Source organism: Pseudidiomarina sp. (assembly GCF_033722695.1).
Taxonomy (GTDB): domain Bacteria; phylum Pseudomonadota; class Gammaproteobacteria; order Enterobacterales; family Alteromonadaceae; genus Pseudidiomarina.
The window spans coordinates 92,548-117,966 of record NZ_JAWVYM010000002.1 but is presented as its reverse complement, the minus strand read 5'-3'; the positions used below and the strand labels follow the sequence as shown (position 1 = coordinate 117,966).

The following is a 25,419-nucleotide window of genomic DNA, read 5'->3' as shown; positions in this document are numbered from 1 at the left end:
TAATGGAAAAGGTTGTTTATTATGAAATTTTTATCTGGTCTGCTTATGATCATGCTCAGCGCCCTCGCCTGCTACCTGCCGCCGGCTGCCGCTGAAATACAACCCAATAACATGTTCCCCCGTGTAAAGATGGTGACCAGCCACGGTGACATCGTGGTCGAATTACACCGGCATCGTGCCCCACTAACCGTCAAGAACTTCTTAAAATATGTCGAAGCCGGCAGTTATAACGGCACTATTTTCCACCGCATCGTACCCGGCTTTGTCGTTCAGGGCGGCGGTTACGACGCTGAATTCACCCCGCTGACTACCTTTAATCCGATCCCGAATGAATCTGGTAACGGCCTCAAAAATACCTATGGCACAATCGCTATGGCCCGCGAGACCGACCCGCACTCAGCGACCCGACAGTTCTTTTTTAATAGTGGCGATAACGAATCATTGGATCCATCTACTAAAGGCTGGGGCTACGCCGTATTTGGCTGGGTAGTCGAAGGTCAGGACAACCTGGATGCTATGGCTGAGGTCGAATCCGAGCCCTGGCACGCCGCCACCGGCTGGCAGGACGTGCCGGTAGAGCCGCCGGTGCTGATCAGAATTGAAGTGTTACCGCAACCGTGAGCGAACGCCCCTGGTACCAGGATTTTAAAGTTTATCGCGAGCCCCGGGTCTGGCTGATCTTTGGCTTCGGCCTCATCAGCGGTTTTCCCTGGGTGCTGATTGGCTCGATGCTATCCGCCTGGTTACAGGAAGAAGGTTTGTCCCGAACCGCTATCGGCTTGTTTGGCGTGGTTTTTGTCGCTTACTCAATCAATTTCAGCTGGTCGCCGCTAGTCGACCGCTTTCGTATCCCCTTGCTACATCGTTGGCTGGGCCAGCGCCGCAGCTGGATCGCCCTGTGCCTGACCGGTATTCTGTTAGCCACCGCTGCCCTGACCCGCATAGACATCACCAGTCAGTTAACTCTGGTGGCATTACTGGCGCTCGCTATCGCCGTGTTATCAGCGACCCAGGACGTCGCTATTGATGCCTTTCGGATTGAATGTTTCGGCCCCCACGAGGCGCGTCTGCAATCGGCTGGTGCGGCAATGGCAACAGCTGGCTGGTGGACCGGTTATTCCGGCCTGGGTGCACTGCCCTTCTTTATGGTCGACGGCATCAGTTGGGACTGGCAGGACGGCTACCTGCTATTAACCGGCGTGTTAGGCTTACAACTGCTACTGGTTATTTTTGCCCGCGAACCTCATCGTTATGCGCCGGAGGTCCGAAGCTTCCACAACGTCACCGACTGGCTGCATAATGCGGTGATCGAACCGGTAACCGAATTCTTCCGGCGCAATGGCTGGCAGCTTGCCGCCGGCATGCTGGCCTTTATCTTTTTATTCAAAATCGGTGAAGCCTTTCTGGGGCGGATGTCCATTGTATTTTATAAGGAAGTTGGCTTTACCAACGACGATATTGCGGTCTATTCCAAGATCATTACCTGGTGGGTCACTATCGTCTTCGCGGTATTAGGCAGTATGGTGAACCTGCGTCTTGGCATAGTTAAAGGCCTGATGATTGGTGGTATCGCCATGGCCAGCAGTAACTTGATGTTCGCCTGGATTGCCGGCGTTGGGCCCGATACTAACTTATTACTTGCCGCAGTACTGATCGACGGCTTTACCGGCGCCTGGTCGACGGTTGCTTTCGTCGCCTTTATCAGCCTGTTATGTAACCGTGCTTTTACCGCGACCCAATATGCGCTGCTCGCATCGCTGGGCAACCTCGGACGTACTCTGTTGTCGTCCTACAGCGGGATGGTGGTCGACTGGCTCGACGGCGACTGGCAGTTGTTCTTCATCCTGACCGCACTGATGGTATTGCCGAGTTTGCTGATTTTGTTTCTGTTACGGCACAAACTGCTGAAACTTGAAACCAGCTACCACCGGAGTCAGTTATGATGCCCTGGCTGGTGGTAGGCACCGGCGCACTGGGTAGCCTGATGGCGGTGCGCTTGCAACAGGCCGGACAGCAGGTGCAACTGAAAAGCCGCGCCAGCAGCAACCTGCCGACGCAGTTAGCCATTAATTTTGAGCAGCAGACCTGTGAGTTCCCGGTACTTAAAGCCTGGCCCGGTCACGCAGTTAATGTATTTGCGGCGATAAAGGCTTATCAGGTCGCACCCTTACTTGCGGAGCTGCGTGACCAGCCTCTGCCCGCCGGCAGTCAGTTGGTTCTGAGCTACAACGGTATGCTGGAACACGAAGCTACGCTGGTCCCCCCTACCGCATTGCATTGGGTAACAACCCATGGTGCTTTCCGGCACGGCGACGAACTGGTTCATGCCGGACGCGGCGAGAGCTGGCTGGGCTGGGCTAACCCTGATGTCAGCGGTAGCGCCGAAATTCCTGCAGAGCTGCTGACCGTGCTCGGAGCAGCACTCCCCCCTTTAACTGCTGAAACCGATATGACCCGCCGACGCTGGTCTAAGCTGGCGGTGAACTGCCTAATCAACCCATTGACCGTTGTCCACCAGTGCCGCAACGGCGATTTGCTCAGTTTACCGGTTGCTGACCTGATGCAGACGCTGGCGACAGAAATAAGCTGGTTGGCGGCACAGTACGGCGTTGACCTGCCGGCAGCTGAGATTGTTGGCCTGACCCGGCGCGTGGCCAGCCAAACCGCTGCCAACTGGTCGTCCATGCTCAGTGACGTGCGCAACCAACGGCCTACGGAAATTGATTATCTGAATGGTTATATTGCCAGCGGCTGCCAGCGGGTGGGCGCTGCTGCCCCAGCCAATGAACAACTGTGGCAGCAGGTCACGACCTTAACTAAGGATTTTTCTCATCTTCGATAAAGTCGATTACTTCCAGACCAAAACCTGACAGTGCCGAGTAACGTTTCGGCGAACTCATCAGATGCATCTTGTGCACCCCCAGATCAGCCAGGATTTGCGAGCCTATACCTACATTGCGTGACGCGTTGGATGCTGCGGCACTCGGCTTATGCACGCCCTGGTCTTCTTTGGCGAAACTAGCTACCTGCCCGAGAATATCATCGGAATCCTGATGGCGGCCAATCACGACGATAACTCCGCCTTGCTTACCGATATAATCCATTGCATGGCCCAGAGGCCAACTGCGCTTAGCAGCCCGATCCGTAGCGAATAAATCGTTGAAGGTATCCTGCAGGTGCACCCGCACATTGACGATGTCCTGTTCGCCGATATCACCTTTAACCAGGGCATAATGAACTTGCTTATCAATAGTGTCCTGATAGGTAATAAGCTCAAACTCACCATGAGCTGTGGGTAGGTGGCAATGATTTTTGCGCTGCACAGTTTTTTCTTTCAGCGAGCGGTACTCAATTAAGTCAGCAATAGTGCCAATTTTCAGGTCGTGTTCAGCGGCAAATTTTTCCAGATCCGGACGCCGCGCCATAGTGCCGTCTTCATTCAGGATCTCGACAATAACCGCCGCCGGCTCGAAGCCCGCCAGCCGCGCCAGATCGCATCCGGCTTCCGTGTGCCCGGCCCGGTTCAAAACGCCACCCGGCTTAGCTTTCAGCGGGAAAATGTGACCCGGCATAACCAGGTCTTTGGGTTTGGCGTCCGTAGCCACAGCTGCCTGCACGGTACGGGCGCGATCGGCAGCCGAGATCCCGGTAGTTACGCCCTCGGCGGCTTCAATTGAAACGGTAAAATTAGTCGCATAAGGCGCCTGGTTCTGGTTCACCATTAACGGCAGTTGCAATTGCGCGCAGCGCTCTTCAGTAAGCGTCAGACAGATCAGCCCACGCCCGTAGCGCGCCATAAAATTGATTGCAGCCGGGGTCACACATTCGGCGGCAAGAATTAAATCACCTTCGTTTTCCCGATCCTCATCATCCATCAGGATCACCATTTTTCCCTGACGGATATCTTCAATAATTTCGGCAGCGCTTGACAGTGTTGTCACGACTGAGTCTCTCCTCTTACAGCTTGCGGAATGGCAGTCACACGAATATCTTCGCCGACCAGACGTAGGTCTTTTATAACCAGTTCAGGTACCTGTTGCACCTGCTGGAAAGCCGGCAGTTGCAGTAAACTACGGCCAGTGTCACCGAATAGTTTCGGTGCCATATAAATAATCAGTTCATCAACCAGCCCGGCCGACAACAGAGCACCTGCCAGTTCAGCGCCGCACTCGGTCCAGACCTCGTTAACCTCGCGTACAGCCAGTTCCTGCATTAACGCATTTAGATCGACTTTGCCATTAAGCGCTGGTAACCAGCAGCGCTCGACATGTTCGGGCCAGCTTTGCTCATCATCATGCTCAGGCTCTGGACCTGCATAAACGAGTAATACCGGCGAGGTTTCATGAAAAAACGCCTGTGTTGGAGCAAGCTGTCGTTGGGTATCGATAATCACCCGCAACGGCTGCCGCTCAGCCAGCTCATGGCGGGCGGTAAGCCGGGCATTGTCCGCCAGTACCGTGCGGGCAGTGCTGAGAATAGCGCCACTGCAGGCCCGCCAGCGATGCACGTCATGACGCGCGGCAGGGCCAGTAATCCACTGGCTCACACCATTAGCCAGCGCCGTTCGGCCATCAAGGGTCGCCGCCAGTTTTACCCGCAACCAGGGCCGCCGACGGCGTATGCGCGACAAAAATCCGCGATTAAGCAGCTCCGCCTGAGCTTCTAATATGCCAACCTCAACAGCTATTCCTGCTTCAAGTAAGCGGCTGATACCTTTGCCGCCTACCAGAGGGTTTGGATCCTGCATAGCGATGACAACCCGCCCTACCTGAGCGTCAATTACGGCATCGACGCAAGGTGGGGTCCGGCCAAAATGACTGCAGGGCTCCAGGGTAACGTATAGGGTTGCGCCGGCAGCTGCTGCGCCGGCTTCGCGCAGGGCGTGCACTTCGGCGTGTGGTTCACCTGGGCGCACATGCCAGCCACTGCCAATGATCTGACCATCGCGCACGATGACACAGCCGACCATAGGGTTCGGTGCCGCGCTGAACTGCGCCCGGGCGGCCAAATCCAGCGCCTGTTGCATAAAGCTGTGGTGCGTCTCAGTCATTAAGTCGGGCTATCTCCTCGCCAAACTCGCGGATATCGTCAAAGGCGCGATACACTGAGGCAAACCGGATATAAGCTACCTTATCCAGCGCCTTCAGATTTTCCATAACCAGACCACCGATAACCTGGCTGGTTATCTCCCGTTCACCGGTTGCCCGCAGTGATGATTTCACATTATTAATCGCCTGCTCCGTCGCCTCCAGGCTCACCGGACGCTTCTCCAGCGCCCTTAACAAGCCGCTCCGCAGTTTGTCTTCATTAAAGGGCTCGCGGGTGCCGTCGGATTTAATCACCCGCGGCATAATGAGCTCAGCGGTTTCAAAGGTGGTGAAACGTTCCTTACAATTAGTACATTCACGCCGCCGCCGTACCGATGAACCGTCAGCAATCAGCCGCGAATCGATCACTTTGGTATCCTGCATCTCACAAAATGGACAATGCATACGGGCTATCCTTCTTTAAAGCAATCAGTATCAGGCTGTCAGTTTCAGGCATAAACCGGAAAGCGTTTGCACAGCACCTTGACCTGCTCACGCACGGATTCGATAACGCTTTCATCAGAAATATTATCCAGCACATCGCAAATCCAGTTCGCTACCTGCTCAGCTTCCGCTTGTTTAAAACCACGACGGGTAATCGCCGGGGTACCCAAACGCAGCCCTGAAGTGACAAAAGGTGAACGCGGGTCGTTCGGAACCGAGTTTTTATTCACAGTAATGAACGCACGACCAAGCGCCGCGTCCGCATCCTTACCGGTAATGTCTTTATCAATCAAATCCACCAGGAATAAATGGTTCTTGGTGCCGCCGGACACAATCTTGTAGCCTCTCGATTGCATCACCTGCACCATCGTATTGGCGTTATCCAGTACCTGTTGCTGGTAGGCTTTGAACTCGGGTTCCATGGCTTCTTTAAAGGCCACCGCTTTAGCTGCGATCACATGACACAGCGGGCCGCCCTGGCTGCCCGGGAATACACCGCTGTTCAGCTTTTTATGCAGGGCTTCATCGTCACGGCCAGACAAAATCAGTCCGCTGCGCGGGCCTGCCAGGGTTTTATGGGTGGTCGTAGTAACGACGTCAGCGTGGGGGACCGGATTCGGATACAAACCAGCGGCAACTAAGCCAGCTACATGCGCCATATCAACCAACAGGTAGGCACCCACTTCATCGGCAATCTCACGGAACCTGGCCCAGTCAACGATTCCTGAATAGGCAGAGAAACCGGCAACGATCATCTTCGGCTTGTGTTCGCGGGCCAATGACGCAACTTCGGCGTAATCGATTTCACCGGTGCTTTCATCAAGACCGTACTGAATAGCGTTATAAAGTTTGCCGGAAAAGTTAACCGACGAGCCGTGGGTCAGGTGGCCACCATGGGCCAGGCTCATACCTAGCACCGTGTCACCAGCATTCAATAGCGCCAGAAACACAGCGGAATTGGCCTGTGACCCGGCATGGGGCTGCACATTCGCGTATTTCGCGCCAAACAGCTGCTTAGCCCGTTCAATTGCCAGATCTTCAACCACGTCAACGAACTCACAACCGCCATAGTAGCGTTTGTGCGGATAGCCTTCGGCATATTTGTTCGTCAGTTGCGAACCTTGCGCCTGCAGAACCCGTGGGCTGGTATAGTTTTCAGAAGCAATAAGTTCAATGTGCTCTTCCTGACGTTGCGCTTCCTCGGTCATTGCCTGCCATAAATCAGCATCATACTCAGCGATATTCATTTCACGTTTTAACATTAGGGCTCCTGCCTTTGTCGGCTGCCGGGCATGACAGCAAAGTAAAGGGAAATATATGCCGCGTAGTTTACCAATATACTTGGGTTCGCGCCAACTTCAGGGTTAAAATAGCAGGCTGAAATTTTGGCTCACTATTCGCCTTACTAAGGAATGCTTGCAGTTATGGCTCAATATATCTATTCCATGTCACGGGTTTCGAAAGTTGTCCCGCCGAAAAAGACAATTCTCAAGGACATCTCCCTGTCATTTTATCCGGGCGCCAAAATCGGCGTATTGGGTCTGAACGGTTCGGGTAAATCCACCTTGTTGCGAATTATGGCTGGCGTCGATAAAGAAATTGACGGCGAAGCCCGCCCGCTGGCAGGAATTCATATCGGTTACCTTGAGCAGGAACCACAGCTCGACGAGAATAAATCGGTACGCGAAGTGGTAGAAGAAGCTGTAGCTGATGTGAAAGATGCCCTGGCGAAGCTCGACGCAATTTATGCCGCTTATGCTGAAGAAGACGCTGATTTTGATGCGCTGGCGAAACAGCAAGGCGAGCTTGAAGCCTTACTGCAGGCGCGTGATGGCCATAATCTGGATAATACTCTGGAGCGTGCCGCCGATGCCCTGCGTTTACCGCCGTGGGACGCCAAAATCAAATTACTCTCTGGTGGTGAACGCCGCCGTGTTGCCATTTGCCGGTTGCTGCTAAGCCGCCCCGACATGCTGTTGCTCGATGAGCCAACCAACCACCTCGATGCTGAATCCGTGGCCTGGCTGGAACAGTTCCTGCATGATTATGACGGCACCGTGGTAGCTATTACCCACGATCGCTATTTTCTAGATAACGTCGCTGGCTGGATCCTGGAGTTGGATCGCGGCTATGGCATTCCATGGCAGGGTAACTACTCGTCATGGCTTGAGCAGAAAGATAAGCGTCTTGAACAGGAAGAGAAACAGGAACGTGGCCGGCAGCGCAGCATTAAGCAGGAGCTGGAATGGGTTCGGACCAATCCGAAGGGCCGTCAGGCCAAGAGCAAGGCACGCATGGCCCGTTTTGAAGAGCTGCAGAACAGCGACTACCAGAAGCGCAATGAAACGAACGAACTCTTTATTCCGCCGGGCCCGCGCCTGGGTGAGAAAGTGGTTGAGGTTAATAATCTGGTTAAAGCCTACTCCGGCCGTATGCTGATTGACGACCTGAGCTTTACCCTACCTAAAGGGGCTATTGTCGGAATTATCGGCCCGAACGGTGCCGGTAAGTCGACCCTGTTCCGGATGATTACCGGTGAAGAACAACCTGACGCAGGTTCGATTGAATTAGGTGAAACCGTGCAACTTGCCAGTGTTGATCAGTTCCGTAACGATATGGTCGATACCAACACCATCTGGCAGGAAATTTCTGACGGCCAGGACGTTATTCGCATTGGCAACTTCGAAGTAAACAGCCGCGCTTACGTGGGCCGTTTTAACTTCCGCGGTAATGACCAGCAAAAACGCATCGGTGAATTGTCCGGCGGTGAACGCAATCGCGTGCACCTGGCTAAATTACTGAAAGCCGGCGGCAATCTGCTGCTGCTCGATGAGCCCACCAATGACCTGGATGTAGAAACACTGCGAGCACTTGAAGAAGCCCTGCTGGAGTTCCCCGGTTCAGCCATGGTGATCTCGCACGATCGCTGGTTCCTGGACCGGATCGCGACGCACATTCTCGATTACCGCGATGAGGGCAAAGTGAACTTCTACGAAGGGAACTACAGTGATTACGAAGAGTACATGAAGAAAACCCACGGCGAACAAGCCATGGAGCCGCACCGAACGCGTTACAAGCCGATTGGCGTGTAACGCGCCGGCTACGGCTGCATCAGAAGAACTTATTCTTCTCCAGAGCGCCGGGTTTGAAGCTATCAACACCGATAGCTGAAACCCGGAGCTTTTCGCTTTTCTTCAGCGCTTTGGCTTCTTCTGCGTTAATAACTTCTGCTTTACGGGCAGCTTTCACCAGATTATCGCCGTTCAGATCTTCAGCTATATCACCCCGTTTAATTGCCTTGCGAATCCGCTTATAAAGTTCGGCATGCTCATGCATCGCCTGAAATGCCAGTTCCATATGGCCAGTCATGTCTTCGCTGTCATCCTTCCAGTAACACAGGAAGGTATGCCGATCACGGTTTACACCCGGTTCCATCATCAGATCCGCAATGTCCTGATAGCTACGATCCGCGGGCGGGCTATAACGAATACCCCAGGGGAATGATACCAAACGCAGGGCACAGGCCAGGATCCGGTTCGGGAAGTTCGCATAAAAGCCGCGGAAGGCTTCGCCGATCGCGTGCAGATGATAATCTAGTGCATACTCGACAAAGGCGATATCGCCCTTCTGACGGCCCTCATCTTCGTACCGCTTGAGTACCGCTGAAGCCATATACAAATGGCTCAACACATCACCTAAGCGTGCGGACAGCATTTCTTTGCGTTTCAAATCACCACCCAGTGACAACATAGCTAAGTCAGAGGTCAGCGCCAGAGCCCGACTCATCCGTGTAAGTTGCTGGTAATAACGGGCAGTGAAACCACTTACCGGGCTGCTATTAAAGCGCGCGCCGGTCAGCCCCATCCATAGGCTGCTGAACACATTAGCAGTCGCAAAGCGAAGATGCTTCATTAATAGACTGTCAAACTCACGTAGCGCAGCTTCTTCATCCGGATTGTTGGCCGCTTCCATCTCTTTAAGTACGTAAGGATGGCAACGAATAGCGCCCTGCCCGAAGATAATCAGGCTACGGGTAAGAATATTAGCGCCCTCAACGGTAATTGAGATCGGCATGGCGATATAGCCATGGCCCAGGTAATTCTTTGGGCCCAGTTGAATGCCTTTACCGGCATGAACGTCCATAGCCCGATCCATCACCGTGCGACCCATTTCAGTCATATGATATTTGGTCATAGCCGTGATCACCGACGGGCTTTTGCCTTCACATAACGCGGTCAGGGTCAGGCGCCGCATCGATTCGAGAATATAGTTAGTGCCACCAATGGTTCCCATCGCTGCCTGCACGCCTTCAAACTTGCCTATTGGCAAGCCAAATTGCTGCCGCACATAGCCGTAGGCCCCGGTCATACGCTGCGCGACATGCCCGGTCGCGGTAGCCAGTGCCGGCAAGGAGATACCGCGTCCGGCTGATAAAGATTCCATCAGCATACGCCAGCCCCTACCAGCGTAATCCTGGCCGCCGATAATCCAGTCGAGCGGGATAAATACATCCTTGCCTGAAGTGGTACCGTTCATGAAAGCCTGATCCAACGGCAGGTGACGGTCGCCTGTCTTCACGCCTTTATGTTTAACCGGGATTAACGCACAGGTAATACCTATGTCTTCTTTGTCGCCGATTAAGCACTCGGGGTCATAGAGCTTAAATGCCAGCCCCAGTACTGTCGCAACCGGGGCAAGGGTAATGTAACGTTTGTCCCAGTTAAGACGTATCCCGGTAACTTCCTGACCTTCATGCTCGCCCTTGCAGACAACCCCGGTATCCGGGATTGCGCCGGCGTCAGATCCCGCTTCGGTGCCGGTTAAGGCAAAACAGGGAATATCGGTTCCGTCTGCCAGCCTTGGTAACCAATATTTTTTCTGCTCATTCGTACCATAGTGCGTTAACAGCTCGCCGGGCCCTAATGAATTTGGAACCATCACGGTTACCGCCACGCTGATAGAGCGTGATGCGATCCGTGATACAATATGAGAATTGGCGGCAGCCGAAAAAGCCAGGCCACCGAAATCTTCACTGATGGTCATGGCAAAGAATTTTTCTGTGCGTAGATATTCCCAGATTTCCGGCGGCAGATCGCGGTCCTGCTGAACAATCTTGAAGTCATTTATCATCCCCAGCAGGGTTGGCAGCTGGTTATCGATAAACGCCTGTTCTTTTTTGGTAAAAGTCGGCGCCGATATTTTATGAAACTCATGCCAGTCTGGCCGGCCGCTGAACAGATCGGCATCCCACCAGGTGTCGCCCGACTGCATTGCCTCACGTTCAGTATCAGAGAGCGGCGGCAACACCCTTTTAAAAAGGGCCAGTACCGGCCGGCTTATCAGGCTGCGGCGAATTTCACTAACCGCAAACAAGAGTACCAGCAGGACAATAATAAGAATCAGGATTTCCATAACTCACCTATTTTTTCGTGGAGTGGCCGCATACCGGGTTATCCTAGTTTAGGATGCATTCATGCCGCCTGCCAAAAACGGAATTAATTTATCGACAATCTGATCTGCCCGCACGCGCTCACCAAAGTCTGCCGCAGCGATTTCACGCAATGCAGGACCGGATACTTGCGCAAAAACTGTAGCGCCAAGCACAAAGTGCAGCCGCCAGAACATATCAACTGGGCTCAGCTGCGGATTCGCCGTATGCAGTACCGCCATCAACCGCTGCATAACCTCACCAAAGTTGTCCATGGTATAGCGGCGCAGGTGGCCCTGAATTTCAGCGTAGGCGAAACCCAATAAACTCAAAAATAAGGTAGGACCATGCTTACGGACGGCTGACAACTCCCGTAGCGGTTCACGAAAACAATCAAAAACTGCCAGCGTGGTGATCTGCTGCTGTTGCTGCAGCGCCATCAGTTCGCGCTCAAGGGCTGGCATAAATATTTCCAGGTAACGGGCCATGACAGCCTGGATCAGCGCCTTCTTGGAACCGAAATGGTAGTTCACCGAAGCCAGATTGACCTCTGCCCCGGCAGTTATTTGTCGTAATGACGTCTGCTCAAAGCCTTGTTCAGCGAACAAAGCTTCAGCTGCGTTGAGGATTTTTTCTTTCGTCGTTAAGCGCTTTGCCATAGGTCCAGCCGTTTAGAACGTCCATTTAAAACATGTGTTTTAATCTAAAGCATGTGCCTGGCTTGCGCAAGTCGGGAATAGCTTAACCGGTTTCCGTATTAAGAGGTGAAAATGATTTAACCAGTTGGTCAACCGCCTGCATTTGCTGCAGGTACGGCTCCAGTTTATCCAGTGGCAATGCGCAGGGACCATCGCACTTGGCCTGATCCGGATCCGGATGGGCTTCGATAAATAAACCAGCCAGGCCCAAAGCCATGCCGGATCGCGCCAGCACCGTCGCCTGCGCTCTGCGGCCACCGGCGGAGTCTTCCCGACCGCCAGGCTTTTGCAAAGCATGGGTGGCGTCAAACATCACCGGAGCCATTTGCTTCATTTCGTCCATGCCCAGCATATCAACCACCAGATTGTTATAGCCAAAACTACTGCCACGTTCACAGAGAATAACCTGGCGATTACCGGCTTCGGCAAATTTTTTCAGAATATGGCGCATTTCATGGGGCGCCAGAAACTGTGGCTTCTTCACATTGATGATCGCACCGGTCTGCGCCATGGCCACCACCAGATCGGTCTGACGGGCAAGAAAAGCTGGCAGCTGAATGATATCAACCACTTCGGCAACCGGAGCAGCCTGATGCGGTTCATGGACATCGGTAATGACGGGGACGTTAAACGTGGATTTTATCTCAGCGAATATCTCGAGACCTTTATCCAGACCCGGCCCCCGGTACGAATGAACCGAAGACCGATTAGCCTTATCAAAGGACGCTTTAAAAACATATGGAATACCCAGCTTGTTGGTTACCTCTACATAGTGCTCAGCGATGCGCATCGCCAAATCACGTGATTCGAGCACATTCATGCCGCCGAAAAGTACGAACGGCAACTGGTTACCCACCTGCACATCACCAACTTTAATAATCTGAGTATTAATCACATTAAGGTCCCGTCTGTTAGCTAAGGGTTACTGTCCGGCCACAACCCGCAGAATCTGTCCACAAATATAGGCCATATAGGTTCCCAATGCATAGCCGAATACGGCCAGCAGCACACCCACCGGAGCCAGCGAGGGATGGAACGCCGAGGCGACCACGGGTGCCGACGCTGCTCCACCGACGTTGGCCTGACTACCGACAGCCATATAGAAAACCGGGGCTTTTAGCAGTTTCGCGACCAACAACATCAGTCCGGCATGAACAATCATCCACACAGCGCCAATCAGGAAGTACTTGGGCACTTCAACGATTTTGCTGACGTCCATATGCAAACCAATAGTCGCCACCAGGATGTAAACAAATAAGGAACCGAACTTGGAAGCGCCGACCCCTTCAAGTTTACGCACTGGAGTAAAGGATAAGGCGACGCCCAGGGTTGTGGCGATCACAATCAGCCAGAAGAACTTCTTATCGAGACTGAAATCTACCAGCGCTGGCATATTGGCACCAATGTAGGGTGCCAGCACGTCAGAACCCAAATGCGCAATAGCAGTCACACCAAAAGCCACCGCCATAATAAACACCAGATCAGGCAGCTTCGCCTCACGCCGATGCTCACTCTCATAGTGTTCCATCAGCTCTTTAATATCCTCGATCGCCTTGGTATTGGCACCGGTACGGGCATCAATGCGTTGATGATTCGCTGCCATATACAGCAATACCGCCATCCACAGGTTCGCGACAATAATATCTACGGTCACCATGGCTGAGAAAATGTTACCGCCCACCTCATAAACTTCTTTCATCGCCGCCTGGTTAGCCCCGCCGCCGATCCAGCTACCGGCAATGGTGGTCATGCCGCGCCAGACTGCATCAGGGCCCGCCCCGCCTAACATCTCCGGGAATACCGCCGACACCAGTAACAGTGCGATAGGTCCACCGATCACGATACCCAGAGTACCGGTCAAAAACAGAATTAATAGTTTAGGGCCCAGCCTGACAATTGATTTGAGGTCCAGGCTCAGCGTCAGCAACACCAGACAGGCTGGCAGCAGATACCCCATCACCAGCGGATAAATTGCGGTGGTAGTGCCGTCAACGATGTTAAAGGTATTGAGTAAAGAAGGTATGAAATAGCACAACAATAGCGCCGGTACCCACTTATAAAACTTTTGCCAGAAAGGTGATTCACTGCGCTGGGTATAGAAAATACTCCCCAGAATGACTGCAAGAATACCGAAAATAATACCGTCGTTGGTTATCAGAGCTGTGGTTTCCACGAAAACCCCTTATTTTTTATTATTATTGTCAGGCCAGCGCCGCTTCGTATTCTGCCTTGCTAGTGCAAGGTATGTTGTGGCGTTGGCCAGGTTTCCAGTTGCAGACGCAGAAGCTGCGCACTGGGATCATCCGGGCATTGTTCGACAAAATACTGGTAGTCGTCAACTGCCGCATGCTGACAGTCGAGTTCTTCCAGTACATACCCTCTGTCCCGAATCTCATAAGGGTCATCAGGCAGAATGGTCAGAATCATGTGTACTACAGTGAGCGCATTAGCAAATTCAAGATCATTAATAAAAGCATGCTTAAGTTCTGTCAGATAACGCACCAGCACTGATTTCTGATCGGCGACTTCGACCATATCCCAGGAAAAATCCAGCGCATCTTCAGTGACTTCGGTAAAACGTTCCTGTACCTGCCGGTCTTCCAGTAGTTCACCGTTAAGCGGGTCGACAAAATAGCTCTGGTGCTGCCAGTCAAAGCGCAATAACGGGTACCCGGGAAAATCAACGACTTCCAGTGGCAAGCCAGCGTATGCTGCCGCCTCCTGCAGCAACAGTGCCAGACTAACCGGCAGACCGGTACGCAGGCTGATCACCCGATCCAACAGAATTCGCTTACTGCCAGCCACAGGTTCCGGCGCATCGCTGAAGCCTAACGTAAAATAAAAGCGATCAATCAGCGCCTGTAACCGCTTCACCCCTTGCAGCTCAGCAGTTGCCTCTGCGGTTTCGCGCAGCAGCTGATAATATTCGGCTACGTAATGATCACTATCGCTGTGAAAGGCACGGCTAACTTCCCACAGGATTTCTATGGTCGGCAGCATCTCACGATCAACCTGCTCTAAATAAGAAAAATGCATAAACCCCGGTTAGCCAATAAGTGCTTGTTTGCTGAATGCCACATGGAATAAGAAGCCAATCCAGCCCAGCGCGATAATAAAACCGACCATACGCAGACGGAAGCTTGATGCTTTCATCGCCATCAGCCCAAAAGCGATATAACCCAGCAGCCCCAGTAATTTATTTGCTAACCAGGCAGTGTCCCAGGGCCACTGGCTCAGCTGCAGCAACAGACCGATGATCGTCAGCAGTAAAAAAGTATCAATAATATGGGGAACGATTTTCACCCATTTCTTGCTGGCGATAGCCGAACCACAGGAGACCCAGAAAAAGCGCAGCACAAAAAGGCTGATACTGAGTACCACAAACATCACGTGCATATGTTTCAGAGCAGTATAAGAAAGCATTATTCGTCCTTACCTAAGGTTGATTTGATCCGTTGATAAATCTCCGGATGATTTTGTTCTAATTGTTCAAACACCTGTTGTAATTTATGTTCTGCTGCCTTGCGGGCGGCATCCACACGGATAATGTCGCGATAGGAGCGTAATGCCGACATCACACAAGTAAAGAGCTTCTGCGAAGTTAGTTCAGTTTTGGCTTTATAATCATTGATATCGTAGTTAATAACCACATAACGTTCCGGCGCCTGGCCGGGCTGACCAGTACGCAGGATAATCCGCGCATGCTGATTTTGCGCCTGTTCGCGAATAAACTTGGCGACTTTCAGGCCCGCATCATCGGTATCCATCACCACATCGAGCAGTACCAGAGCCAGATCGTTGTGTTCCATAACCAATTGCTCGGCTTCCTGCCGCGAATAGGCACTGAGAAAGTCGAGGCCCCGACCTTCGAAGGTCAACTCCATTAATGCCAGCCGGGTTACTGCGTGAACTTCTTTTTCATCATCCACTATCAGTACTTTCCAGCGCTCGCCACTAGTGGCCGCCGGCATCGTTAACTGCGCTTCCTGCTCATCAGCAAAGAGAAAATCATTATTCATGACACTTTTCCCCACCCTCTCCTGAGTTTGGTTTTCGATATAGGCCCTGACTAATCCGATCCAGATTACCATAATCACGCCAGGTATGAACCTGCTGGTAACCATTTTGCGCCAGCAACTCACGTACGGCCTCACCCTGCTGCCAACCATGTTCGAGCATCAGGTAGCCACCGTCAAACAAATAAGCCGGGGCAGCTTCAATGATATTGCGCAGATCGGAAAGGCCTCCGGCGTCCGCCACCAGTGCCGAAAGCGGCTCAAATCGCACGTCGCCCTGCTGCAGATGAACATCATCGGCCGCAATATAAGGCGGATTGCTCACGATCAGGTCATAGCTATTAATATCCACTACGGCGTCAAACCACGAGCTTTGCCATACCCGCACCGACAACTCTAGTTGCCGGGCATTGGCCTGCGCCAATGCTACCGCTGCAGCTGACTGATCGGTCGCCTCTACCACCCAGCCCGGTCTTTCGCTTTTCAACGCCAGCGCGATAGCGCCGGTACCGGTCCCCAGATCCAATACCCGGGCATGTTCCGGCAGGTTTAACGCCAGCGCCTGTTCAACCAAAACTTCAGTATCAGGACGTGGAATCAGGGTGCTGTCATTAACCAGTAGCGGTAGCGACCAGAACTCGCGATGGCCAGTCAGGTGCGCGACAGGCTCACCCTGAGCCCGGCGCGTGACCAACTCATTAAAGTCCGCATATTGCGCAGCGGTTAGTGCACGTTCAGGCCAGGTCAGCAGGTAAGTTCTGGTTTTTTGTAAACTGTGCGCCAGCAACAACTCAGCATCAAGCCGCGGGGTATCACTGGCTGCCAGCCGCGCTGCCGCCTGCAGTACAGCTTCGGCAATAGTCACTGCGGGCATTAGCATTATTGGTTTTCCGACAGTGCCGCCAGCTGATCCGCCTGGTGTTCCTGGATAATTGGCTCCAGGATTAGGTCCAGCGACCCGGCCAATACTTCATCAAGACGGTAAAGGGTCAAATTGATGCGGTGATCACTGACCCGGCCCTGGGGGTAGTTATAGGTACGGATCCGCTCCGAGCGATCGCCGCTGCCAACCAGGCTGCGGCGAGTGCTCTGCTCTTCCTGGGTACGTTTATCTTCAGCAGCCTGCTGCAAACGCGCCTGTAGCACCGACATCGCTTTAGCCCGGTTTTTATGCTGACTGCGCTCATCTTGGCACTCCACTACGAAACCTGACGGAATATGGGTGATGCGGATGGCTGAATCGGTCCGGTTAACGTGCTGACCACCGGCGCCCGAGGCACGGAAGGTATCCACGCGCAAATCAGCTGGATTAATTTCAATCGCCTCGGTTTCCGGGACTTCCGGCAACACAGCCACAGTGCAGGCAGAGGTATGAACCCGGCCCTGGGATTCAGTTTCCGGTACCCGCTGCACCCGGTGCCCGCCGGATTCAAACTTGAGCTTACCGTATGCTCCATCGCCTGACACGTGGGCAATCACTTCCTTGTAACCACCATGTTCGCCTTCACTGGCCCCAACGATGCTGACCTTCCAGCCGTGCTGTTCGGCATAGCGGCCATACATGCGGAATAAATCCCCGGCAAAAATCGCCGCTTCATCACCCCCGGCGCCCGCCCGGATTTCCACGTAACAAGGTCTGTCATCATTAGGATCGCGGGGCAGTAACAGCACCTGCAGTTCCTGCGCTAACTGTTCTTGCTGTTGTTCACTCTCTTCCAGCTCGACCGCTGCCATTTCGCGCATCTCAGGATCGTCTTCCTGCATCATTTCACGCGCCGCAGCCGCGTTGTTTTGTACCTGCTGATAGGTGGTAAAGCATTTTACCACTTCTTCCAACTGCGAATATTCCCGCGACAAGCCACGAAACTTGTTCTGATCAGCGATCACCTGCGGATCACTCAACAGGTGCTGAATTTCTTCATAACGCTCCAGCAAGCCTTCCAGCTTGCGGGTAATCGAGCTATTCATCATTAAGCGGAAACCTTATTCATCATCAGCATTAAATTGTTTGAATACCGCCAGGGTGGTGTAATCACCTTCAGCACCTGCGGCACGTATAATTCGGGTGGGCGCGTGCAGAAATTGTCGCGTCAGCCGCTGCGTCAGTTCCTGTAAGACTTCATCCGAAGCTTTGCCGGCAGCCAGCTGCCCCTGAGCCCTTACCAGTTGTTCAGCGGCCATGGCTTCGGTTCTGGTGCGAAAATCGCGGATCAAATCCACGTGGTTCAGACTGCGTAGCCAGGCAGAGAAGGCTGCGGTCTGTTCAGCAATAATCTGCTCAGCCTCGGCAGCAGCCTCTTCGCGGTTTTTAATATTTTCGGTAATAATGCCCTGCAGATCATCAACGGTGTATAAATAAGCATCATTAAGATCATTAACCTGAGCTTCGATATCGCGCGGTACCGCCAGATCGATCAACAGCATGGGTTGCCGCCGCCGTTCACGCAGCGCGCTTTCAACCAAGCCCTTACCGATAATGGGCAAGGTGCTGGCGGTGGAACTGATAACGATATCAGCCTGGGGCAAGAGCTCAGGCAGTTCGCCAAGGGTATGGGCCTGGCCGCCAAAACGGGTGGCGACAGCCGCAGCCCGATCCAGCGTACGGTTCGCTACCATCAGGTGCTGCACCCCCTGCTCGGTTAGATGCTGTGCAACTAACTCGGCGGTATCACCCGCGCCGACCAGTAATACCCGGGCGCTATCGAGCTGAGCAAAAATATGGCGCGCCAGATTTACCGCCGCGAAAGCGACGGAGACGGCATTTTCGCCTACCCGGGTTTCGCTGCGAACGGTTTTCGCGACCCGGAAGCTATTCTGAAATAACCGTTCAAGAACCCCACCGACACTGGCCTGGTTTTTTGCAAACTGATAAGCCTGCTTCACCTGCCCCAGAATTTGCGGCTCGCCAAGTATCAGCGAGTCGAGCCCGCTGGCCACCCGCATTAAATGGGAAATAGCCTGAGTATCTTCGTAACTATAAGAATGCGTGCGTAGCTCAGCCACAGACAGCTGATGATAGTCAGCCAGCCAACTGAGCAGGAGCGCCGCTGAAGCCTGACCGTGACAGTATATTTCAGTGCGGTTACAAGTCGATAAGATAACCGCTTCCTGCACGCCGGTCTGCTCGCGTAGCACCGGCAAGGCCTGATGCAGCTGCTCAGCCGAGAAAGCTACCCGTTCCCGTAAGGCAACCGAAGCTGTTTTATGGTTAACACCGAGTGCGAAAATGGTCATAATAGCGGAATTAAACGAGCCCCTGGCTACTGCGAAACGCTGGCAATTGTACGTGAAAGCCCGCATGATGAAAAGCATGGCGCAGTTTGGATGAAGGTATGAAACTCTTAGTTCTATTACTGGCTTTGGCGGGTCTGACCGCCTGTACCACGATTCCGGTAACAAGCCCGGCTACGGCCGTGGACTCTGCGGCAGTGATCCGCCATCAGACTAATCTGGCAGCCATTGATAACTGGACATTGCGCGGCCAGCTGGCAATCTTTGATTTGACCGCGGACGAGCGCCACGCAGTTTACATTGACTGGCAGCAAACACCGACATCGCTGTCTATGCGGTTATCGCATCCATTAAAAGGCACCCTGGCCCGACTCGAAGAGTCGCCCCTCGGCGCCATCCTCACTGACGAGGATGGTATGACGTACCAGGCCTCCACCGCAGAACAACTGCTTAGTCAATATTTCGGGCTCGACCTGCCGCTCGACCTGATGCGCGAACTAGTGCTGGGCCGCCAGTTACCGGGCATGTCGGGCCGCGAGTTTATTTTACAGGGCACGGAGTCCGGGCAGCTTGCCCTGCTCAGCAGTTATCAGTTATCTGCGGCGGGCCAGCAATGGCAGGCCAGCCTTAGCCATTACGCATCAGTCGATGGCGTTCTGCTACCACATAGCTTCCACCTGTCAGCTCCAGCCTGGCGCATTAAATTACGGATTACCCAGTGGCTGATTTAACCCTGCCGGCACCGGCTAAGCTGAATTTATTTTTGCACATTACCGGGCGGCGCAGCGATGGCTACCATCAGCTACAAACCTTGTTTCAGTTTATTGATCAGGCTGACCAACTGACATTTTCGGACACTGCTCAGAGCGGCATTGAGTTTTCCTGCAGCAATCCGGCCCTGGCCGGCCCGGATAACCTGGTAGTCAGGGCGGCCAAGTTGTTACGCCACCATTGTGCGCCCAAGGCGAGCGCGCGTATTCATCTCGAGAAAAAGCTCCCCTTCGGCGGCGGCCTTGGCGGTGGCTCTTCAGATGCAGCCACAACCTTACTGGCGTTGCGGCAGCTCTGGCAACTGAATATAAGCGATCAACAGTTGCAACAGCTTGGTTTGCAGCTGGGTGCCGATGTACCGGTATTTCTTCGCGGTCAGGCAGCCTTTGCCGAAGGCATTGGCGAACAGCTAACACCAACCCAGCCGCCAGCACTCTGGTATCTGATTGTGCACCCCGGTATTGCAGTCAGTACCGCCGATATTTTCCGCCACCCTGACCTGCCCCGCCAACACACGCCGATGCAACTTGAGGACTGGAGCTGGGAAAATACCCGCAATGACTGCGAGCAGCTGGTCCGCCGACTTTATCCTGAAGTTGCCAATGCCCTTGACTGGTTGGTAGAATACGCGCCAGCGCGGCTGACTGGCACCGGAGCCTGTATCTTCGGACGATTCAGCAGTCAGCAGCAAGCGCGTGCTGCGTTGCAGCAAATGCCTGCCCAGTGGACAGGCCTTGTTGCCAGAGGCGTAAACGAATCCCCGGTCTGCCAGCTACTACGGCAGGCTTCAACTGTGAACCTGACCAACCAAGATTGAGGTTTAGTGTGCCTGATATGAAGCTCTTCGCTGGCAATGCCGTGCCAGAACTCGCCCAGAAAATAGCCGACCGGCTTTACATCAAACTCGGTGATGCCGATGTCGGTCGCTTCAGCGATGGCGAAATCAGCGTCATGGTTAATGAAAATGTCCGCGGTTCCGATGTTTTTATTATCCAGTCAACCTGTGCCCCGACCAATGATAACCTGATGGAACTTATCGTCATGGTCGATGCGTTACGTCGCGCTTCAGCCGGCCGTATTACCGCAGTAATTCCCTATTTCGGTTATGCCCGCCAGGACCGCCGGGTACGTTCTGCGCGGGTGCCCATTACCGCCAAAGTCGTCGCCGACTTCCTGTCCAGCGTTGGGGTCGACCGGGTATTAACCGTCGATTTGCACGCTGAGCAAATCCAGGGCTTTTTCGACGTACCGGTAGATAACGTATTCGGTAGCCCGGTATTGCTTGAACATCTGCGGCAACAAGACTTCCATAATCCGGTGGTGGTATCGCCGGACATCGGTGGCGTGGTTCGTGCCCGCGCTATCGCTAAGCTCCTCAATGACATTGACCTGGCCATTATCGATAAACGCCGGCCCCGCGCCAATGAATCACAAGTCATGCATATCATCGGTGATATCCAGGGCCGCGACTGCATTATTGTGGACGACATGATTGATACCGGCGGTACCTTATGTAAGGCAGCTGAAGCACTGAAAGCAAATGGCGCACGTCGCGTATTTGCCTATGCCACACATCCGGTTTTCTCAGGCAACGCGGTAGCAAATATCCGCGACTCAGAAATCGATCAGGTAGTCGTCACCGACAGTATTCCGCTAAGCAAAGATATGAAAGCACTGGACAAAGTCCATCAGCTGACGCTGAGCGGTATGCTCTCCGAAGCGTTGCGCCGGGTGAGTAACGAAGAATCGATCTCAGCAATGTTCGAGTATTGATTGAATTTTGTCGGGCCGGGTGCTACTATTCCGCGCCCTCGAAATCGAGGTACATGTCGGGTTTTTGGTCGCGAATTACCCGGCTTATTTTATTTAACGGAGACACTCCATCATGTCGACTATTGATTTTACAATCCAAGCAGAACTGCGTACGGATACAGGGAAAGGTGCGAGCCGCCGCCTGCGTCGTGCGGAAAAACTGCCTGCAATTTTATACGGTGCGAACAAAGAAGCCGTATCTCTGACTCTTGATCACAACAAAGTGAACAACATGGCAGACTACGAAGCCTTCTATTCGCATATCCTGACTCTGGTTATCGATGGCAAAAAACATCAGGCGATTCTGAAAGATGTTCAGCGTCACCCGTTTAAGCCAAAGCTGACGCACCTGGATTTCCAGCGTGTTGAAAAAGGTCAGAAACTGCATACTCACGTTCCGGTTCACTTCATCAACGAGAAAGCATCTGTTGGCGTGAAAGACGAAGGTGGTGTTGTTGTTCACCATATCAATGACGTTGAAGTGACCTGTTTGCCAAAAGATCTGCCAGAATTCATCGAAATCGACGTAGCTGGCATGGTACTGGGCGACACCTTACATCTGACCGACCTGCATATGCCTAAAGGTGTTGAGCTGGTGGAGCTGACTAAAGGTGAAGATCACGATCAGGCAGTGGTTTCAATCGTTGCTCCGCGTGTTGAGAAAGAGCCAGAGCCAGAAGAAGAAGCACCGTCTGCTGAAGTACCGACGACTAAAGAAAGCGACGAAGACGCAGAAGAGAAAGGCGACGAATAAGTCCCCATGTCTGCAATTCGCTTACTCGTGGGCCTGGGTAATCCAGGCCCCGAATATTCTCAAACCCGCCATAACGCAGGTTTCTGGTTAGTTGAACAGTTCGCCCGCCAACATGGTCAGGCGCTGCAGCCTGAAGCAAAATTTTTTGGTCACACCGCTCGTATCCAGCATGGTAGCCTTGATTTGCGCCTGCTACTCCCGATGAATTTCATGAACCGCAGTGGGCAATCCGTTGCCGCAATGGCGAACTTTTATAAAATTGCACCGCAAGAAATTCTCGTGGCATATGACGAACTTGACTTGCCTCCGGGTACCGCTAAATTAAAAACCGGCGGCGGCACTGGCGGACATAACGGCATTAAGGACATAGTCGCGCAGTTAGGCAGTCCTGAATTTCATCGCTTACGTATTGGTATCGGTCATCCTGGTGACAAAAGCCGGGTAACGGGTTTTGTGTTAGGCAAGGCGCCTGCCACCGAACAGCAATTGATGGACGATACCATTACGCAAGCCTGTCACAGCATCAAAATTCTGCTTGAGCAGGGGATGATTGCGGCACAACAGCACCTTCACAGTTTCAAAGCACAGAGAGAGTAATCAGTATGGGTTTCAAATGCGGTATTGTCGGCCTGCCGAACGTTGGTAAATCAACTTTGTTTAATGCGCTGACAAAAGCTGGCATCGAGGCTGCTAACTTCCCGTTTTGTACCATTGAGCCGAACACCGGTGTGGTGGCTGTACCTGATGAGCGCCTGCACCAGCTGGCTGCGGTAGTTAATCCACAACGTACTATTCCGACCACCATGGAATTTGTTGATATTGCAGGCCTGGTTAAAGGCGCCTCTAAAGGTGAAGGTCTGGGTAACCAGTTCCTTGCCAATATTCGTGAAACCGATGCTATCGGCCATGTGGTCCGTTGTTTTGAGAACGACAATATCGTCCATGTCGCCGGCAAAGTGGATCCTCAGTCTGATATTGAAGTCATTAATATGGAACTGGCGCTGGCTGATCTGGACAGTGTCGAGAAATCCATCCACCGTCTGAGCAAAAAAGCCAAAGGCGGCGATAAACAGGCAGCTGCTGAAGTTGCCGTGCTGCAAAAACTGCTACCAGCGCTGGAACAGGGTGAAATGGCCCGTTCCATAGCGCTGACGCCCGATGAGCGCGCGCTTATCCGCTCTTATAACCTGTTGACGCTCAAGCCCACCATGTATATCGCAAACGTTAACGACAACGGCTTTGAGAATAATCCTTTCCTGGATAAGGTTCGTGAAATTGCCGCCAAAGAAGACGCTATTGTGGTTCCGGTCTGTGCCGAGATCGAATCAGAAATCGCTGAACTGGATGACGAAGAGAAAGCCGAGTTTATGGCTGACTTAGGCTTGACCGAACCCGGTCTGAACCGCGTTATTCGTGGCGGCTACGAATTGCTGAACCTGCAGACATACTTTACCGCCGGCCCGAAAGAAGTTCGCGCCTGGACCGTACCCGTTGGTGCCACAGCCCCGCAAGCTGCCGGCCGTATTCACACTGACTTTGAGAAAGGCTTTATCCGCGCGGTGGTTGTTGGCTTTGACGACTACATTCAGTATAAGGGCGAACAAGGCGCAAAAGAAGCGGGCAAACGTCGCGAAGAAGGCAAAGAGTATATCGTTAAAGACGGCGACGTTATTCTGTTCCGTTTTAACGTCTGATCCTGTTTTAAAGCCAAAGTTTACAGCATTAAGCTGAGAGCGGTTCTGCCCCGCTCTCAGCCACTGCACTTGCCACGTAAAATCACGAATACCCGATACTTACCGCAATCACCATCGCTATTGCACAAGCAAAGAGTAATTTTACCAGTAACGGCGCTACGAACTTAAACCAACGCTCGTAAGGCACTCCCGCCAGACCAAGAATTCCCATTAATACCGGATTCGTCGGCACAATCATATTCATCAGGCCATCGCCCATCTGGAACGCCAGAACCGCAACCTGCCGGCCTATGCCGGCGGTATCCGCAATCGGTACCATAATTGGCATCGTGACAAAAGCCTGGCCACTGCCCGACGGAATAAATAAATTCAGCATACTCTGGATGATCAGCATACTGACGGCGCCGAAGTGCGCACCAAATGCTTCCACCGGCATGGCCATATAGTAAATAACCGTATCCAGTACCTGGCCCTGCTCCAGAATCATCGCTATCGACCGGGCAAAGCCGATCAGCAGCGCCGTCGCCGTCAGTTCACTGGCTCCTTCGATAAAGCGTTGGGCTGCGCTATCGCTGCCCATGCGCGATACCAGCGCTGCAAACAGGCCAAAACCAAGAAAGAGCGCACTCAGCTCGATCAGATACCAGCCGTGGGCAACGATGCCGTAAACCAGCAACACCAGCACTGCGACAAAGCCAAGTAAAATGAGTTTATGGCGGCCGTTTAGTTGCGGGTATGTCTTGGTATCAGTCAGCTCGGGCGGGGTAATATCCGCTACCAGTGACTGGCTTGGATCAGCGGCCACCTTTTTCGCATAACGGTAAACGTGATGAAAGCCGATAGCAAAAATGGGTACCCAGAGCACCAGCCGATACCACAGGCCAGACGCCGGCGGCACCTCAGCAATTGACTGTGCGATCAGTAAGGTAAAGGGGTTAAACAGCGATAAGCCATAGCCAATGCCGTAGCCGACAATGAGAATGCCCATCGCAGTTATGCCGTCGAGTTTGAGCGCGCGGCACAGGGCCACCAGCATGGCCACGAAAATCAGGTACTCTTCGGCCACGCCAATAAGCGCCGAAAAGATACCGAAGGTCAGCATACCACCGAATATCAACCAGCCGGTTTTATCGGCAAAGCGCTGCAGCAGCAGACCAATTACAGCATCCAGCATACCCGTCGCACGCAAAATACCCATTACCCCGCCAATAAGCAGCACAAAGAAGATCACACCGGACGCATCAGCAAGTGCCTGGGGGATGACGGTAAACAAAGTGAGTGGGTTGAGCAACGGCTGCTCTTCAAGCTGAGTATAGCTACCGGCGCTGACTACGGTCTGGCCAATGTCATTAACGGTACGCTCAAACTCGCCCGCGGGGATTAACCAGGTAAGAATCAAGGCCCCTACCATCAAGTACATCATTAATACCAGCGTATGGGGAATCTTTATTTTTATCATTATGAGAAGACCCTGTTTTATGACT

The 25,419-nt window shown here is 53.1% G+C and carries 24 protein-coding genes and 1 pseudogene; 10 read left to right on the top strand and 15 right to left on the bottom strand.

Features of this window, described 5'->3' with window-relative positions; all coding sequences use genetic code 11:
* The first annotated feature begins 21 nt into the window (after positions 1 to 21).
* Genes R3196_RS01565 through R3196_RS01555 form a run of 3 tightly spaced genes read left to right on the top strand, consistent with a single transcriptional unit; the run spans position 22 to position 2,842 of the window.
* Complete coding sequence (locus tag R3196_RS01565; RefSeq protein WP_318934853.1) at positions 22 to 621, top strand: peptidylprolyl isomerase; 600 nt, start codon at positions 22 to 24, stop codon at positions 619 to 621.
* On the top strand, positions 618 to 1,943 hold the full coding sequence (locus R3196_RS01560; protein ID WP_318934851.1) for an AmpG family muropeptide MFS transporter: 1,326 nt from the start codon (positions 618 to 620) through the stop codon (positions 1,941 to 1,943). Before R3196_RS01565 ends, R3196_RS01560 begins: the two co-directional genes overlap by 4 nt.
* Positions 1,940 to 2,842 carry a 2-dehydropantoate 2-reductase gene (locus R3196_RS01555; protein WP_318934849.1) on the top strand — a complete coding sequence of 301 codons (903 nt, stop codon included), beginning with the start codon at positions 1,940 to 1,942 and terminating at the stop codon, positions 2,840 to 2,842. Before R3196_RS01560 ends, R3196_RS01555 begins: the two co-directional genes overlap by 4 nt.
* Here R3196_RS01555 and ribBA read toward each other — a convergent pair.
* The 4 genes from ribBA to glyA are packed head-to-tail and all read right to left on the bottom strand — an operon-like array spanning position 2,817 to position 6,793.
* Positions 2,817 to 3,887, bottom strand: a complete 1,071-nt coding sequence (gene ribBA, locus R3196_RS01550) for a bifunctional 3,4-dihydroxy-2-butanone-4-phosphate synthase/GTP cyclohydrolase II (protein WP_413242890.1) — start codon at positions 3,885 to 3,887, stop codon at positions 2,817 to 2,819. The genes R3196_RS01555 and ribBA overlap by 26 nt on opposite strands.
* Before the next feature lie 50 nt (positions 3,888 to 3,937).
* Positions 3,938 to 5,050, bottom strand: a complete 1,113-nt coding sequence (gene ribD, locus R3196_RS01545) for a bifunctional diaminohydroxyphosphoribosylaminopyrimidine deaminase/5-amino-6-(5-phosphoribosylamino)uracil reductase RibD (RefSeq protein WP_318934846.1) — start codon at positions 5,048 to 5,050, stop codon at positions 3,938 to 3,940.
* Complete coding sequence (gene nrdR / locus R3196_RS01540; protein WP_318934845.1) at positions 5,043 to 5,492, bottom strand: transcriptional regulator NrdR; 450 nt, start codon at positions 5,490 to 5,492, stop codon at positions 5,043 to 5,045. Before nrdR ends, ribD begins: the two co-directional genes overlap by 8 nt.
* A 44-nt stretch (positions 5,493 to 5,536) precedes the next feature.
* A complete protein-coding gene (gene glyA, locus R3196_RS01535) occupies positions 5,537 to 6,793 on the bottom strand; it encodes a serine hydroxymethyltransferase (RefSeq protein WP_318934843.1) in 1,257 nt (418 codons plus the stop codon).
* 162 nt (positions 6,794 to 6,955) lie between these two features.
* On the opposite strand from glyA, the gene ettA reads away from it, so the two are divergent.
* Positions 6,956 to 8,623 carry an energy-dependent translational throttle protein EttA gene (ettA, locus tag R3196_RS01530; RefSeq protein ID WP_318934842.1) on the top strand — a complete coding sequence of 556 codons (1,668 nt, stop codon included), beginning with the start codon at positions 6,956 to 6,958 and terminating at the stop codon, positions 8,621 to 8,623.
* Between the two features lie 19 nt (positions 8,624 to 8,642).
* Here ettA and R3196_RS01525 read toward each other — a convergent pair whose 3' ends face one another.
* From R3196_RS01525 to hemA, 10 genes and pseudogenes are all read right to left on the bottom strand, one after another.
* Positions 8,643 to 10,943 (bottom strand): acyl-CoA dehydrogenase, encoded by a 2,301-nt coding sequence (locus R3196_RS01525; RefSeq protein WP_318934839.1) that lies wholly within the window; start codon positions 10,941 to 10,943, stop codon positions 8,643 to 8,645.
* A 48-nt stretch (positions 10,944 to 10,991) separates the two neighbouring features.
* Positions 10,992 to 11,618, bottom strand: coding sequence for a TetR/AcrR family transcriptional regulator (locus tag R3196_RS01520; protein ID WP_318934838.1), 627 nt, complete (start codon positions 11,616 to 11,618; stop codon positions 10,992 to 10,994).
* Between the two features lie 82 nt (positions 11,619 to 11,700).
* Positions 11,701 to 12,549, bottom strand: a complete 849-nt coding sequence (kdsA, locus tag R3196_RS01515) for a 3-deoxy-8-phosphooctulonate synthase (RefSeq protein WP_318934938.1) — start codon at positions 12,547 to 12,549, stop codon at positions 11,701 to 11,703.
* 30 nt (positions 12,550 to 12,579) lie between these two features.
* Complete coding sequence (locus R3196_RS01510; RefSeq protein WP_318934836.1) at positions 12,580 to 13,830, bottom strand: DUF819 domain-containing protein; 1,251 nt, start codon at positions 13,828 to 13,830, stop codon at positions 12,580 to 12,582.
* Positions 13,831 to 13,889: 59 nt separating this feature from the next.
* A complete protein-coding gene (locus tag R3196_RS01505; protein WP_318934835.1) occupies positions 13,890 to 14,693 on the bottom strand; it encodes a SirB1 family protein in 804 nt (267 codons plus the stop codon).
* Between the two features lie 9 nt (positions 14,694 to 14,702).
* Positions 14,703 to 15,080 carry a SirB2 family protein gene (locus tag R3196_RS01500; protein ID WP_318934834.1) on the bottom strand — a complete coding sequence of 126 codons (378 nt, stop codon included), beginning with the start codon at positions 15,078 to 15,080 and terminating at the stop codon, positions 14,703 to 14,705.
* Positions 15,081 to 15,169: 89 nt separating this feature from the next.
* Positions 15,170 to 15,676 (bottom strand): annotated as a pseudogene (locus R3196_RS01495) (response regulator); the annotation flags it as partial.
* Positions 15,669 to 16,547 carry a peptide chain release factor N(5)-glutamine methyltransferase gene (prmC, locus tag R3196_RS01490; RefSeq protein ID WP_413242889.1) on the bottom strand — a complete coding sequence of 293 codons (879 nt, stop codon included), beginning with the start codon at positions 16,545 to 16,547 and terminating at the stop codon, positions 15,669 to 15,671. The gene prmC and the pseudogene R3196_RS01495, both read right to left, overlap by 8 nt.
* Positions 16,548 to 16,552: 5 nt before the next feature.
* Entirely contained in the window at positions 16,553 to 17,641 is a 1,089-nt protein-coding gene (gene prfA / locus R3196_RS01485) for a peptide chain release factor 1 (RefSeq protein WP_318934936.1), read from the bottom strand.
* Between the two features lie 15 nt (positions 17,642 to 17,656).
* Positions 17,657 to 18,907, bottom strand: a complete 1,251-nt coding sequence (gene hemA / locus R3196_RS01480; protein ID WP_318934831.1) for a glutamyl-tRNA reductase — start codon at positions 18,905 to 18,907, stop codon at positions 17,657 to 17,659.
* Positions 18,908 to 19,005: 98 nt separating this feature from the next.
* Between hemA and lolB the strand changes: the two genes are divergently transcribed.
* From lolB to ychF, 6 genes are all read left to right on the top strand, one after another.
* Positions 19,006 to 19,635, top strand: a complete 630-nt coding sequence (gene lolB, locus R3196_RS01475; RefSeq protein ID WP_318934830.1) for a lipoprotein insertase outer membrane protein LolB — start codon at positions 19,006 to 19,008, stop codon at positions 19,633 to 19,635.
* The gene (gene ispE / locus R3196_RS01470; protein WP_318934828.1) at positions 19,623 to 20,492 is read left to right on the top strand and encodes a 4-(cytidine 5'-diphospho)-2-C-methyl-D-erythritol kinase; all 870 of its coding nucleotides are present in this window, start codon (positions 19,623 to 19,625) and stop codon (positions 20,490 to 20,492) included. Before lolB ends, ispE begins: the two co-directional genes overlap by 13 nt.
* Before the next feature lie 8 nt (positions 20,493 to 20,500).
* Positions 20,501 to 21,448: a ribose-phosphate pyrophosphokinase gene (locus R3196_RS01465; RefSeq protein WP_318934827.1), complete on the top strand. Its 948-nt coding sequence runs from the start codon at positions 20,501 to 20,503 to the stop codon at positions 21,446 to 21,448.
* Between the two features lie 112 nt (positions 21,449 to 21,560).
* The gene (locus R3196_RS01460; protein ID WP_318934825.1) at positions 21,561 to 22,241 is read left to right on the top strand and encodes a 50S ribosomal protein L25/general stress protein Ctc; all 681 of its coding nucleotides are present in this window, start codon (positions 21,561 to 21,563) and stop codon (positions 22,239 to 22,241) included.
* 6 nt (positions 22,242 to 22,247) lie between these two features.
* The gene (pth, locus tag R3196_RS01455) at positions 22,248 to 22,838 is read left to right on the top strand and encodes an aminoacyl-tRNA hydrolase (RefSeq protein ID WP_318934824.1); all 591 of its coding nucleotides are present in this window, start codon (positions 22,248 to 22,250) and stop codon (positions 22,836 to 22,838) included.
* Positions 22,839 to 22,843: 5 nt separating this feature from the next.
* Positions 22,844 to 23,935, top strand: a complete 1,092-nt coding sequence (gene ychF / locus R3196_RS01450; protein WP_318934822.1) for a redox-regulated ATPase YchF — start codon at positions 22,844 to 22,846, stop codon at positions 23,933 to 23,935.
* A gap of 82 nt (positions 23,936 to 24,017) precedes the next feature.
* On the opposite strand, the gene R3196_RS01445 is transcribed toward ychF, so the two are convergent.
* Positions 24,018 to 25,394, bottom strand: coding sequence for a YfcC family protein (locus R3196_RS01445; protein ID WP_318934821.1), 1,377 nt, complete (start codon positions 25,392 to 25,394; stop codon positions 24,018 to 24,020).
* Positions 25,395 to 25,419 lie beyond the last annotated feature (25 nt).